7 protein-coding genes are annotated in these 13184 nt (G+C 64.2%); 1 reads left to right on the forward strand and 6 read right to left on the reverse strand.

The window, feature by feature from the left end; all coding sequences use genetic code 11:
- Positions 1–16: 16 nt before the first annotated feature.
- Positions 17–235 carry a hypothetical protein gene (locus tag L9B60_RS23980; RefSeq protein ID WP_249673451.1) on the reverse strand — a complete coding sequence of 73 codons (219 nt, stop codon included), beginning with the start codon at positions 233–235 and terminating at the stop codon, positions 17–19.
- Positions 236–320: 85 nt separating this feature from the next.
- Positions 321–1847, reverse strand: coding sequence for an FAD-dependent oxidoreductase (locus L9B60_RS23985; protein WP_249673452.1), 1527 nt, complete (start codon positions 1845–1847; stop codon positions 321–323).
- A 328-nt stretch (positions 1848–2175) separates the two neighbouring features.
- Between L9B60_RS23985 and L9B60_RS23990 the strand changes: the two genes are divergently transcribed.
- Positions 2176–6315 (forward strand): CheR family methyltransferase, encoded by a 4140-nt coding sequence (locus L9B60_RS23990; protein WP_249673453.1) that lies wholly within the window; start codon positions 2176–2178, stop codon positions 6313–6315.
- Between the two features lie 42 nt (positions 6316–6357).
- On the opposite strand, the gene L9B60_RS23995 is transcribed toward L9B60_RS23990, so the two are convergent.
- From L9B60_RS23995 to L9B60_RS24010, 4 genes are all read right to left on the reverse strand, one after another.
- On the reverse strand, positions 6358–8793 hold the full coding sequence (locus tag L9B60_RS23995; protein ID WP_249673454.1) for a DUF3772 domain-containing protein: 2436 nt from the start codon (positions 8791–8793) through the stop codon (positions 6358–6360).
- Between the two features lie 120 nt (positions 8794–8913).
- A complete protein-coding gene (locus L9B60_RS24000; RefSeq protein WP_249673455.1) occupies positions 8914–9930 on the reverse strand; it encodes a PstS family phosphate ABC transporter substrate-binding protein in 1017 nt (338 codons plus the stop codon).
- Positions 9927–10949, reverse strand: coding sequence for a PstS family phosphate ABC transporter substrate-binding protein (locus tag L9B60_RS24005; protein ID WP_249673456.1), 1023 nt, complete (start codon positions 10947–10949; stop codon positions 9927–9929). The genes L9B60_RS24000 and L9B60_RS24005 overlap by 4 nt, the downstream gene beginning before the upstream one ends.
- A gap of 53 nt (positions 10950–11002) precedes the next feature.
- On the reverse strand, positions 11003–13093 hold the full coding sequence (locus L9B60_RS24010; protein ID WP_349631967.1) for a TonB-dependent siderophore receptor: 2091 nt from the start codon (positions 13091–13093) through the stop codon (positions 11003–11005).
- Positions 13094–13184: the final 91 nt, after the last annotated feature.

Genomic DNA, 13184 nt, shown 5'->3' on the forward strand with positions numbered 1-13184 from the left:
ACGGCGGCGGGGTGCGTCAGTTGCCGTCGGCGACCTTGCGCTCGATCTCGGCGGTCTTGCGATTGAGTGCCTCAGCGTCCTGCTCCTTGGTGCGGGTGGAGGAGGGGGTGATCACTTCGTCCACCGCCTTGGTGTCATCGTCGGCGTCCTGCAGGTCCCGTTGCACCACGTTGACAGGCTTACCCGAGGTGTCGGTGGGTGGGTTGTTTTCGGCGTCGCGGTCTTGATTGCTCATGGTGTGATCCTCAAGGGGTGTATGGATTGGAGGAGGGGATTGGCCGGGAGTTCGAGAATTTTGCGCACGGCCAACGACCGCCCGGTCATCGATGCACCGCTTTTATCATCGCCAGGGCCAGGGGCACGGTCAGCGCGCGTTTCATTTTTTGCGCCAACACCGCCATGGCGCGTGACTCGTCGCGGGCCACCACCGACACCACCTGTTCGCCCTCGCACAGCAGGGCGATGAAGGCGCCGTGCTCCGGCTCGCCGTGGTAAACGATGCGGCTCCAACCCGTGGCGTGGCCGAGCACTTCAAGGTTCTGGCCGTAGTGGTACGTCCAGAAAAACGGCACGTCGGCGTAGCGGTGTCGCTCGCCCAGCATGTTCAAGGCGGCCAGCACGCCATGCTGCTGGGCCACGCGCCAGTGCTCGATACGCACCGGTTTGCCAGCCAGCGGGAAGGTCACGATGTCGCCTGCGGCCCACAGCCCTTCGGCGGCGCGCAAATGGGCGTCGACGTTGACCGAGCCGTCTTCAGCCAAGCGCAGGGACTGCACGCAGGCGGTGGCCGGCTTGACGCCCGTGCCAAACAGCACCAGGTCGGCCGCAAGCACAGTGCCGTCGTCCAGGTGCACGGCGTGCACGTGGTCATTGCCGGCAAGGCGTACGGGCTCGCAAGGGCCATGGAATACCACGCCGTGCTGCTGGTGCAACGCCTTGAGTGCCTGGCCGATACGCTCGCCCACTTGGCGCGCCAACGGCACGGCATGGCGCGAGACCACGTGCACCTTCAACCCCCGCTCGCTTAAGGCCGAGGCCGCTTCAAGGCCGATGAAGCTGTCCCCAACGATCACCGCCGTGGAGCCGGGGCTGGCGCCTGCGAGGATCTTTTCGGCGTCGGCACGTGAGCGCAACACGAAAGTCCCGGGCAGCGTGGCGCCTTCCATGTCCGGTCGCTGGGCGATACCGCCCGTGGCCAGCAGGGCCGCGTCATAGGTCAGTGCCTGGCCGTCGTTCAGGTGCAGGGTGCGGGCCTGGATGTCGATGGCTTTCACCTCGGCCTGCTGGATGTGCGCGGCTTGGCGCGCGTCCTCGTCCAACAGCGGCGGGACCTCGTGGGGTGGCAGCTGCCCGGCGATCACGAATTTGCTCAATGCGGTGCGGTCGTAGGCCGGCTGCGGTTCGCGGTCCAGCCACACCAGCCGTCCGGCGAAGCCTTGCCTGTGCAAGGTGGCCACGGCCGCCGTACCCGCGGCGCCCGCGCCAATCACCACCAGGCAGCGTTTGTCGGGCCGGGTGGGCGTGGGTCGATTCGCCATGGGCTGGTCGTCCACCCACACCGTATCGCCCACCACGCGGGCTGCATAGCGCTTGAGGTCGACCAGGGCGGGCGGCTCGCACACGCGCCCATCGTCTATGGCAAATGCCGCCTTGTGCCAGGGGCAGATCAGAAAGCCCTCGCACACCGCGCCGTCCTCCAGTGGTGCGCCGGCATGGGGGCAGTCAGCCTGGTAGGCGCTGACCTGTCCCGCCTGGCGCACCAGCACCACGGCCAGGTCACCCAGTTCGAACCGAGTGGCTCGGTCCTCGGGCAGTTCGTTGAGAGGGGCGACGGCGTGCAGGGTCATGATCGTTCTCCTCCATGGGGCTGCGCTTTACAGGTATGGAGGTGGAGTGCGGTTTGGGGGTTCAATCTTTTCCGTCGCCGGGCCCAGATATTCCGGTGCTCATTGAATTCAAGACCGAACCCGATGTCCCAGCTTTGCCACCTCCCATACAGCTTGCCCATTCAGGTATTGGCTAGTAAATCAGTGCACTTAAATCGGTACACTGAGAGCGCCCCCGCGAGCGAATTTCGGTCGCCCTTGGCCGCATTCGGATTTACTATGAAAAGTCATCTACACCGCGTGCTGTGCAGCAGTTCGCCGATCTCTCTTTGCTGCCTCAAGGAAAACCATGGCCAGTTCCCGCGAACCCTCGCCCAACGCCCCTCAGCGAGCGGAACCTGAGCCCAGCCACCTGGCGTTTCCCATCGTCGGGATCGGCGCTTCGGCCGGTGGCCTGCAGGCGGTCAAGCGCTTTTTCGAGCACATGCCGTCCGACAGTGGCATGGCCTTCGTGATCATCTTCCACCTGTCCCCCGACCACCAGAGCATCGCCGGCAAGATCATCCAGGAAACCACGCGCATGACCGTGGTGCAGGTGACCGAACGCGTGGCGATCGAGCCTAATCACGTCTACGTGATTTCGCCGGCGCACACCCTGTCGATGAGCGACGGTTACTTGAACGTGGCCACGCCCGAACCCCGGCGCGGGGGGCATGTGGCCATCGACCTGTTTTTTCGCGACCTGGCCGATGTGCACAAGGAGCGGGCCTTTTGCCTGGTGCTCTCGGGCACAGGTTCCGACGGCGCGGTGGGCCTGTCGCGGATCAAGGAGCAGGGCGGCATCACTTTTGCGCAGTCGCCCGATGACGCCGAATTCGATGGCATGCCCCAGGCCGCCATCGCCACGCACATGGTCGACCTTGTTTTGCCCGTGGTGGAAATGCCGCAGAAAATTATCGACCTGTGGCGCAATTCGCAGCACATCCAGTTACCCGCAGACATTGATGCCACGGCTGCCATGGCGCCGAGCAATGAGCATGAGGCCGCGATGGCCGAGCAGTTGCTGCATGAGATTTTGATTCAACTGCGGGCCGGTACCGGGCACGATTTCAAGCACTACAAACGCGCCACCGTGTTGCGCCGCATTGAACGGCGCATGCAGGTGACCGCCCAGCCGGACCTGCGCGCCTACTATCAATACCTGCTGGCCAACCCGGCCGAGACCAAGGCGCTGCTGGCGGACATGCTGATCGGCGTGACCAACTTCTTCCGTGACCGCGAGGCCTTCGAGGCGCTGGAGCGCGATGTGCTGCCGCTGCTGTTCAGCCACAGCGATGCCATCGGGCAGGCCCGCGAAGAGGTGCGCGTGTGGTCGGCTGGCAGCTCCACGGGCGAGGAAGCCTATTCGCTGACCATGCTGCTCAACGATCAGCAACTGGTCTGCGGCTCGACGGCAAAGATCCAGGTGTTTGCCACCGACATCGACGAACGCGCCGTGGCCGTTGGCCGTGCGGGTGCCTACCCACAAGCCATCGTTACCGACATCCCGCCCTCGCGCCTGCGCCAGTACTTCATCAAGGAAGAGAGCGTGTACCGGGTGCGCAAGGAGGCCCGTGAAAAAGTGCTGTTTGCCAAGCACAGCCTGCTGGCCGACCCGCCGTTCTCACAGATCGATTTGATCGTCTGCCGCAACCTGCTGATCTACCTGGACCGCGACGTGCAGCGTGAAATCCTGCAGATGTTTCACTTCGCGCTGAACCCGGGCGGCTTTCTGTTTTTGGGCTCTTCGGAGTCGGCCGACCTGTGCCCCGACCTGTTCACCGCGGTGGACAAGAAGAACCGTATTTTCCGCGCCCGAACCGGCATTCCCACGGCCCGGCGCATGCCCAGCATGCCCCGTGGCGGCTACACCCGTGCCAGCACCAGCCTCAGCGCGCCCGCCGTGCCGACGCCACGCAAGCTGTCGTTCGCCGACATCCACCAGCGCGCCATCGAGCACACCACGCCGTCCAGCATGGTGGTGGACAGCAACGCCGACGTCATGCACATGAGCGAGGGGGCAGGGCGCTACTTGCGCCACGTGGCCGGCGAGATGACCCGTAACCTGGTGAGCCTGGTGCTACCGGAACTGCGCCTGGAGTTGCGCACGGCGCTGTTCCAGGCACACCAGAGCGGCAGCGTGGTGCGTTCGCGGCACATCAGCCTCAGCCGCGATGGCCGCCACTTTCACGTGGACATCACCGCCCACCCTTATGCCGACGCAGAAACCGAAAGCGAGTGCGTGCTGGTGCTGTTCGAGGAAACCGAAGTGGACGCTGCGGATACCGACGCAAGGTCGGTGGCGCTCTCGGAAAACCAGGTGCTGTCCAGCCTTGAGCGTGATTTGCAACGTACCAAGCTGCAGTTGCAGGACACCATCGAGCAGTCGGAAATTTCCAGCGAAGAGCTCAAGGCCTCCAACGAAGAAATGCAGGCCATCAACGAGGAGTTGCGCTCGGCCACCGAAGAGCTGGAAACCAGCAAGGAGGAATTGCAGTCGATTAACGAAGAGTTGCTGACGGTCAACTCCGAGCTCAAGACCAAGGTGGAAGAGACCGACAAGATCAACGATTACCTGACCAATCTGATCGCCTCCACCGAAATCGCCACGGTGTTTGTCGACCGCACCCTGCGCATCAAGTGGTTCACCCCCCGTGCCACTGATATTTTCAGCATGCTGCCGGTGGACACCGGGCGCTCGCTGCTGGACATCACCCACCGCCTGGCCTACGACGAAATGGTCAAGGACGCGACCACGGTGTTCGATACCCTGAGCACCATCGAGCGCGAAGTCAGCAGTGCCGATGGGCGCTGGTACATCGCCCGGTTGTTGCCGTATCGCTCGGCAGAAAACTACATCGACGGCATGGTGCTGACGTTCATCGACATCACCAAGCGCCGCGAGGCCGAGGAGGAGTTGCGCCTGGGCGAGGAACGCATGCGCCTGGTGGCGGAGAACACCCGTGACTACGCGATCATCGTCGAAGACGAACAGGGCGTGATCACCAGCTGGAACACCGGCGCCGAACTGATATTTGGCTACCCCAAGGCCGAAGCCGAAGGGCGCCCGATGGATTTCTTGTTCACGCTGGAGGATCGCGCCGCCGGGTTGCCGCATGCCGAGCTTGCCAATGCCCGCCACAATGGCCGGGTCGAGGACGAGCGCTGGCACATACGTCGCGACGGCACGCGGTTCTATTGCAGTTGCGAGGTGACCTCGTTGCAAGGCGACAGCGTGCAGGGCTTCGTGATGATTGCCCGCGACTTGACCAGCCATATCGAGATCCAGCAGCAACAGTCGCAAAAACTTGCCGACACCCAAAACACCAGCCACCTCAAGGACGAGTTTTTCGCGGTGATGTCCCACGAGCTCAAGCACCCGCTCAACCTGATCCAGCTGAACGCCGAGATGCTCCGTCGCCTGCCGATGATGCACCGCAATGGCAATGCGTCGCGCGCCGTGGAGACCATCCGCGACGCCGTGACCAGCCAGGCACGGATCATCGACGACCTGCTGGACGTGGCGCGGGTGCGCACCGGTAAGCTGCAACTCAAGCGTGCCACCGTGAGCCTGGTGGCCCTGCTGCAGGACATTTACCGCGTGTTGGCGGTTGATCGCCAGGGCGCCGAGGTTGTGCTCCAGCTGCCCGACCCCCAGGCCGAGCCGTTGATCATTGACGCCGACCCTACCCGGGTCGAGCAGATCATCTGGAACCTGGTGAACAACGCGCTGAAGTTCACCCCGCCCGAGGGCCAAGTGCAGTTGGTGGCCGAGCGTTATGGCGATAACGCCAAATTGAAAGTCATTGATAACGGCCCCGGCATCAGTGGTGAGCAGTTGGGCAAAATTTTCGACTTGTTCGACCAGGGCGATAGCCCGCATTCCGCACATCATCGTGAGGGCCTGGGGATTGGCCTGTCACTGGTGCGGCAACTCACCGAGGCCCATGGCGGATCCGTCGAAGTGCATTCCCCAGGCGAAGGGTTGGGCAGCACCTTTACCATCAGCTTGCCGCTGAGCATTCATGCCGCAGAGGCGCCGAGCAGCAGCGCGCCGGCAGAGATGGCCGGGCGGCTGGCCGGGGTCAGGATTTTGCTGGTGGACGATTCCCCCGAAGTGCTGGAAGCCTTGACCCTGCTGCTGGAAATGGAAGATGCGCAGGTGTGCCCCTACGCCGAACCGCACAAGGCGCTGGAGGCGGCGAAGGGCGAGTGCTATGACGTGATCATCTCCGACATCGGCATGCCAGGCATGGACGGCCATCAACTGATGCATGCGCTGCGCCAATTGCCTACCAGCAAGCACACCCCAAGCATTGCGCTGACCGGGTATGGCACCCAGGCCGACATCAACAAAAGCGGCGAGTCGGGGTTTACCCGGCACTTGGGCAAACCGGTGGCGTATGACGATTTGATCGCGGTGATCGAGGGGATGCGGGCTTCCTCATGACGGCGGCCCTCACCCCAATTGGTTTATAAACGCGATCTGTTTTTAGCCCCCTTTCCCCCCGGGAGAGGGCGGGGCTGAGGGCAAGCCTGGCCCCTCGACCTTGGCCACTTCCTCATTACGCAGCACCATGCTCTGGGGCGAAGACAACGCAATCCCCATGTCCCGCAAGCGCCCCAGGATCGTGAACAGCAGGTCACTGCGAGCCCCCGATACCGAGCGTGGGCTGTTCACATAGCCACTGACGCTGATGATCAAGCCGTTGTTGGTCAGGTCCTTGAACGACACCGATGGGGCCGGGGCCTTTAGCATTGCCTCGTGCTCGGTGAAGGCGTGCAGCAGCAGGTCACGGATTTGCAGCACGTCCGTTTCCAACGGCAAGGTCAGGGTTATGCCGACCACCCCCAGGGCATTGCCCATGGTCACGTTGCGCACGTTCTGGGTGATGAACTGCGAGTTGGGCACGATCACCGTGGAGCGATCGGACATCTGGATTTCGGTGGCGCGCACGTTGATGCGGCGGATGTCACCCTCAACGCCAGCCAGGCTGACCCAGTCCCCCACCTTGACCGGCCGTTCGGTCAGCAGGATCAAACCGGAGATAAAGTTCTGCACGATTGCCTGCAGGCCGAAGCCGATGCCCACCGACAAGGCGCTCACCACCCAGGTCAGGCTGGTAAGGTTGATGCGCAAGGTGGACATCACCACGATGCCCAGCAATACGAAGCCCAGGTAGCCGACCAGCGTCACCAGGGAGGCGCGCATGCCGGCATCCATGTTGGTTTCCGGCAGCAACCGCTCGCTCAGCCAGTTTTTCAACACGCGGATAGCCAGCAGGCCCGCCACGGCGAACACCAGGGCCAGCAAAATGTCACCCGGCACGATGTTCAGGTTACCCAGGGTCTTGTTGCCCAGGTCCAGTTGGCTGATGCCCTCGAACAATTCGCTGGGGTTGGAGCCCGATGGCATGAATGCCAGCAACACTGCGGCAAACAGCATCAGGGTGCGGCCGATGCCGGCCAGCACCGTACTGGCCTGGGCTTGGTGACGGGTGGACAGGCCCAGCACCGACGCCAGCGCCAGGCCGCCGGGTTGCTTGGGTGAAAGCAGGGTTTCGCAGACGTCGCCGAACCAGGCGATCAGTAGGTAGGCCGTGGTGGCCACAACGCTCATCCACAGCAGTTTCACCGTGAGAAAGTAGGCCAGCGTCAGGTAACCGCTGAGCAACGCCAGCAGGGTCGCGCCGACCCACACCGTCACCACGAACGGAATCAGCCCGGCCACGCCCGGCAGGCGCTCAAGCTCGAAGCGATGACGGGCCCTGTGGTAACGCCACAGCGCGAAGAAAAACACCAGCGACACCACCAGTGCCGTCAGGCCGTTGACCGCAACGGTCAAGGCCAGGCTGCTGGCAATCACACTGTTGATGCGTTCCTGGGTGCCGATGATCATCAGTGCCAGGGCCAACGCCACTGGCACGGGCCGCAGGGCTTCGGCGATCTCGTCGGGGATTTTTGGCAAGCGCCAGGAGGGGTGGGCCAGCATCAGCAGGGCCCGGCTGAGCCCGACGATAAAGGCGCAGAACAGCACCAGCGTCAGCAACTGGTCGATCAAGTTGAGCACATCGTCACTGAGCACGGCACTGTTGACCAGGCCCCAGCGCAGCAGGCCGGTGGCGGCGGCAATGGTGATCACCGTGGCAAGCCCCACGGTCAGCGCCAGGGCGCTGCGGCGCAGGCGGCCCTCGGGAAGCCAGCGCACCATCGCCCACATCAACAAACGTTCCAGCAGGTGCCGCCCCCCTATCCACACCAGCACGGCCATCAATAGCGAGGCGATAAACAGCCCGCGGTTACCGGGTGCCAGTGCCGTATCCAGCGCATTGCCAACGTCGTTCGCCAGGCTGCGCAAGTGGCCCAGGTCGTCGTCGGTGGGGCGGATCAGGTTGGACCAGAACACCGGGCTGAAGGGGCTGGCAGAGCGCGTGCTGATCTGTGAGTTGAACAGGCTGCGGCGCAGGTTGACGATTTGCGTGGCCAGGTCCCGCGCCGATTGGCTCAGGGTAGTGGCCTGCTTCTGGTCGTCGAGCAGGGCCGTGTTCTGCGTCGTCAATGCGCGGCGCTGGCTGGTCAGGCTGGGGGCCTCTTCCTCCTGTGCCGGGCCCAGCACCTTGAGTTGATCGCCCAATTTTTCCAGATCGATGGTGCGCTGTGCCACCAGGCCGTCGGCCTGCCTCTGCACCTGCATCGCCGCCTGGCGCAAACTGGACAGCAGGTCGTCATTGGCGCTTACCGTGACTTTCTGGCGAATCAGGTCCAACTGGTCATTCAGCGCTTCCAGATCCGCGCCGTCGGCCAACACCGGCAGGGCGCTGGCCGTGCCGGCCTTGGGCGCGGCCGCCTGGGCATGGGTCGGCAGGGCAATGCACAGCAACAGGGCGAACAGGCCCGCGCACCAGCGGTTCAGCAGGACGTGCTGCATGGTGATTCTCTCTTTGGCAGTAAACGGCTCGACGGCCATAGACTGCCAGAAAATCACTGGCGCAGTGTGAAATGCAGGTCTCCTGGGCTGCAGCGCGCAGTGGGCTGCTGGAGCGGCCGCCTATAGCCCGTCGAGCTTGCTGCGCTCCACCGCCAACTGGCGCGCATCCAACGGCACGTACCCCTCGGCACTGTCCGTTTGCGCCCGCACCAGTGCCTGGCCTTCGTCGCTCAGCGCCAGGCGCAGGTATTGCTTGATGAACGGCGCCAGTGGTTGCCCAGGTGCCGCATTGACGAACAGGTGCAGGTAGGAGGACAGCGGGTATTGGCCCTTGCCTACCTCGGCAAGGCTTGGGCCGTGGGCCGGCTCGCCGGCCTTGGTACTCAACGGCACGATGCGCAGGGTGGGGGCCAGCTTGCCAGCGGCGAACCAGCCGGTCAGGCCGATGCCGTGGCTGTCGCCTGCCACGGCCTTGAGCACGGCGGCGGCGTTGTCCAGGGGTTCGTAGTGCGGGCTGAAGGGCAAGCCTGCGAACCGGTCCAGGCGCTGGTTGGTGGCAAAGCTGCCGTCATCGCGCAGGCCGTACACGTGGATGCGCCGCTGGGCCCAGTCGCCGGTCAGGCCCAGTTGGCCCCAGGTGTTGAGGTCGCCACCGGGCTGGCCGGCGGTGGCCAGGCGGGCCAGTTGCTCCAGGGTCAATTGCTTGAGTGGGTTGTCCGGGTGCACGTACACGGCCGGTGGGGTCTTGCCGTTGTCGCGCGGGCCGAAGCCTGAGTAGCCGATGCGAATATCCAGTGGCGGGCGATCGAACACTTGCTTGTAACCGTTCAGGTCGCCCAACCATGGTTCGCGCGACAGCGGCGCGATGGCCGTGGCGCCGGCAGTCAGCGCTGGCAGGCCCACGGATGAGCCTTGGGCCGAAACGGCGAAACGAAAGCCTGGGTGCTGGCGTATGAACAGCGCGTTGAGCTGTTCGATCAGCGTTTGCATACCGTCGTTGCCGATGATGGCGATGGCGCCGTCGGCGGTCAGGTAGCTGGCCTTGGCGGGCGGTTGCAGGGTATCGGCCTGGGCTGAGTTAATGGCCAGGCAGGCGCCTAGCGCCCACCAGGTGTTGCGTTTGATAAAACCGATCATTGCGGGGCTACCTCATCGAGTTTGGCCAGTTCTGCCTGGGCTTGTTCGGCGCTCAAGGGGAAATAACCCTTGGGTTGGCTGGCGATGATCTGCTGGCCTTGGCGCGACAGTACAAAGCGCAGGTATTCGCGGGCGACCGGGTCGAGCGCCTTGCCCGGTTCGCGGCGCAAGTACAGGTACAGGAAGCGCCCGTAGGGATAACTGCCGTCACGCACCTGGGCCTCGGTACCGGTGCTCAGGCTGCCGTTTTTGGGGTTGACGATGGGCAGTTGCTTGATCTGTTGGTTGGCCAGGCCAATGGCGGCCACGGCCAGGCCGGCCGGGTCTGCAGCCAGGCGGGCGAGGATGGCTTGGGTGTTGCCGTAGGCCTCGTAGCTGGGCGTCAGCGCACGGCCCTGCAGGTGGCTGCCTTGCAGGTAGGTGCCAAAACCTGTGAACTGCGGCGTGCCGTAAGGGTGGATGCGCCGCTCGCGCCAGTCACCGCCAAGGCCCAGTTGGCCCCAGGTGGACAGATCGCCCGTGGGGTTGCCGACGCTCAGTGCGCGGCTGACTTGCTCGGCGCTGACCTGGGTGAGCGGGTTGGCCCGGTTGACGTATACCGCAAGCGAGGTGGCCAGGTGCTGGGAGGTGTCGTTGGCCGCCAGGGCAATGCGGATCTCCAGCGGCGCGCTGCCGACGATCTTGCGGTAGGCGGCGATCTCCAGCGGGTTGATCTCGCGGCCCATGGCGCCGAACAGGGTCACGCCATGGGTCAACAGGGGCACGGCGCTGGTGGTGCCCTTGGACTCGTCCTGGAAGCGCCAGGCGGGGTGGCTTTTGCTCAATGCAGCGTTGAAGCGCTCGACGATGTAGCGCACGTGCTCGGCGCCGCCGATGCGGATGGCGCCGTCGTCGGTGAGGTAAGGGGCACCTGGGGTGACGTCGATCGGTTGCGGCTGGTAGGGCGCAAGTTGGCCGGCGTGGGCAATGCTGGTGAGCAGCAGGGTGCCGGCAACGGCGCCCGTGAAGAGGCTATTCATGAACAGTCCTTGAATGATGGGGCGCAGAGGGCCGCCCCCGGGTACACGAAGCATCAGAAGGCCAGCGTCGCCTTGGCGATTACCTGGCGCGGCTCGCCAATCACGATCGCCGGCGAGCCCAGGCCGCTGCTCGACACGTAGTAGGTTTCGTCGAACAGGTTTTTAACGTTCAACTGCAGCGTCAGGTCTTTTTGCTCAAGTTTCATCTTGTAGCTGACGAAGGCATCGGCCACCTTGGCCGAAGGCAACCAGTACTCGGTGCCCGAGCCATCGTTGGCGCCCCATTTGCTCATGTAGCGGCCGCCCACGCCGGCGCGCAGGTCGCCGATGCCGACCTGGCCGAAGTCGCGGGTCAGGTACAGCGCCGCAGTGTTCTTCGACACGCCGTCCAGGGGCTGGCCCTGCAGGATCGGGTCCTTGGTCCATTCGGTGTCGGTGTAGGCGTAGCTGCCGCTCAGGCTCCAGAACTCGTCGAGCTGGCCGGTCACGTCCAACTCGATGCCGCGCGAGCGCGCTTCGCCACCCAGCCGGGTGCAGGTTTCGGTGCCGCAGGTGGCGCTGGTTTGCACGTTTTGCTTGGTGATGGTGAACGCCGCCAGGCTGGCGGTCAGGTAGTCGTTCTGGAACTTGGTACCGATTTCGTAGGCCTTGGCCTCTTCGGGCTCCAGGTCGCCGATCACGCTGGCGATCGAGGTGTTGGGGCGAAACGACTCGGTGTAGCTGCCGTACACCGACCAGTCCGGCTGGATCAGGTACACCAGGCCCAGGCGCGGCACGGCCTTGCTGCGGTCGACATCGGCGCCCACCACGAACGGCCGGCCCTTGCCGGTGTACTCGGTGAAGGACTCGTAGCGCAGGCCAGCTTGCAAAATCCATTGGTCGGTCAGGTGAATGGCGTCCTGCACGAACAGCGCGTGGGTGTGCAGCAGGTCGGTCTGGTCGCTGTTGGCCGCGCTCACGCGGCTGGGCACCGGCACCTGGCCGTACACCGGGTCGTTGTAATTGAAGCCCGTGTCGTTGACGTTGCGGATCAGGTCGCCCAGGGTGCGGTCGTTTTTCATGTAGTCAACACCCACCAGCAGTTCATGGCGCATACCGGCGAACTCCAGGTCGCCCAGGGCATTGACCGTGGCGGTGTGGGCTACTTGCAGCGCATCGCGGGTGGCATCGCCGCGGCGGGTGACGTTGCCGGTGGTGAAGTTGGCCGAGATGTAGCGCGATTGGTGGTCGTTGTAGTAGTTGCGGCTGTAGCCGTAACCGGCCTTGAGCGTCCACTGGTCGTTCAGGCGATGTTCGGCCGTCAGGTTGAAGGCGTCGGAGCGGCCGGTGGTGATGTTGAAATGTTCGTCCAGGCGGCGCGAGCGCGGAATGTCGAGCACCTTGCCGGTGGTGGTGTTGATTTGCGTGCCACGGTCGAACGGCACCGAGTATTCCATGTGCTCGTAGGCGGCAGTCACCGTGGTGTCGTCGCCAAACCAGGACAACGACGGCGCGACGACTTCCTGGTCGGTGCTGCCGAAGTTGCGCCAGTAATCGTATTGCTGCTTGTCGTAGATCAACCGGTAGGCAAGCCCGGTGTCACCCACCGGCCCCGTGGTGTCGAACTGGCCGCCGCCGCCGCCAAAGCTGGTGCCCCAGCCTGACACCGAAGTGGCCTGGGTCAGTTGCGGCTTTTTGGTGACCACGTTGATCACCCCGCCCGGGTCTTGCACGCCATACAGCATCGAGGCCGGGCCCTTGAGCACCTCCACGCGCTCGGTGGTGGGGGTGAAATTGCGGGCCTGCACCGATTGCATACCATCGCGCATGATCGAGTTGTCGCGGTTGGTGCCAAAGCCACGCTTGATGATCGCATCCTGGGTGCCCCCCAGGGTGTTGCCCTGCTTGACCCCGCTCACGGTGTTGATGGCCTCGTCCAGGCTCTGCGGGCTGCGGTCTTCGATGGCGCGGTGGGTGACCACGTTCACCGAGGCCGGCACTTCGATCAGCGGCTGTTCGGTGCGGGTGGCCACGGTGGAGGCCACGGCCTGGTAGCTGACCTGGCTTTTTTCCGTGGTGGTAGGGTTGGTGCGGGTGCTGTCGATGTTCACCGCGCCCAGTTCCAGGCTGTCGGCTGCCCACAGCGGTTGCGCCAGGCTGAGCATCAGCACGCCGCTGGCGCAGGCACTGCGGTAGCCAAGGGCGGGAAGGGTGTGGGGGGCTGTTGCCTGCTGCTGCCTGGATGTCATGCGGGTG

Source organism: Pseudomonas abieticivorans, from assembly GCF_023509015.1.
Classification (GTDB): Bacteria; Pseudomonadota; Gammaproteobacteria; order Pseudomonadales; family Pseudomonadaceae; genus Aquipseudomonas; species Aquipseudomonas abieticivorans.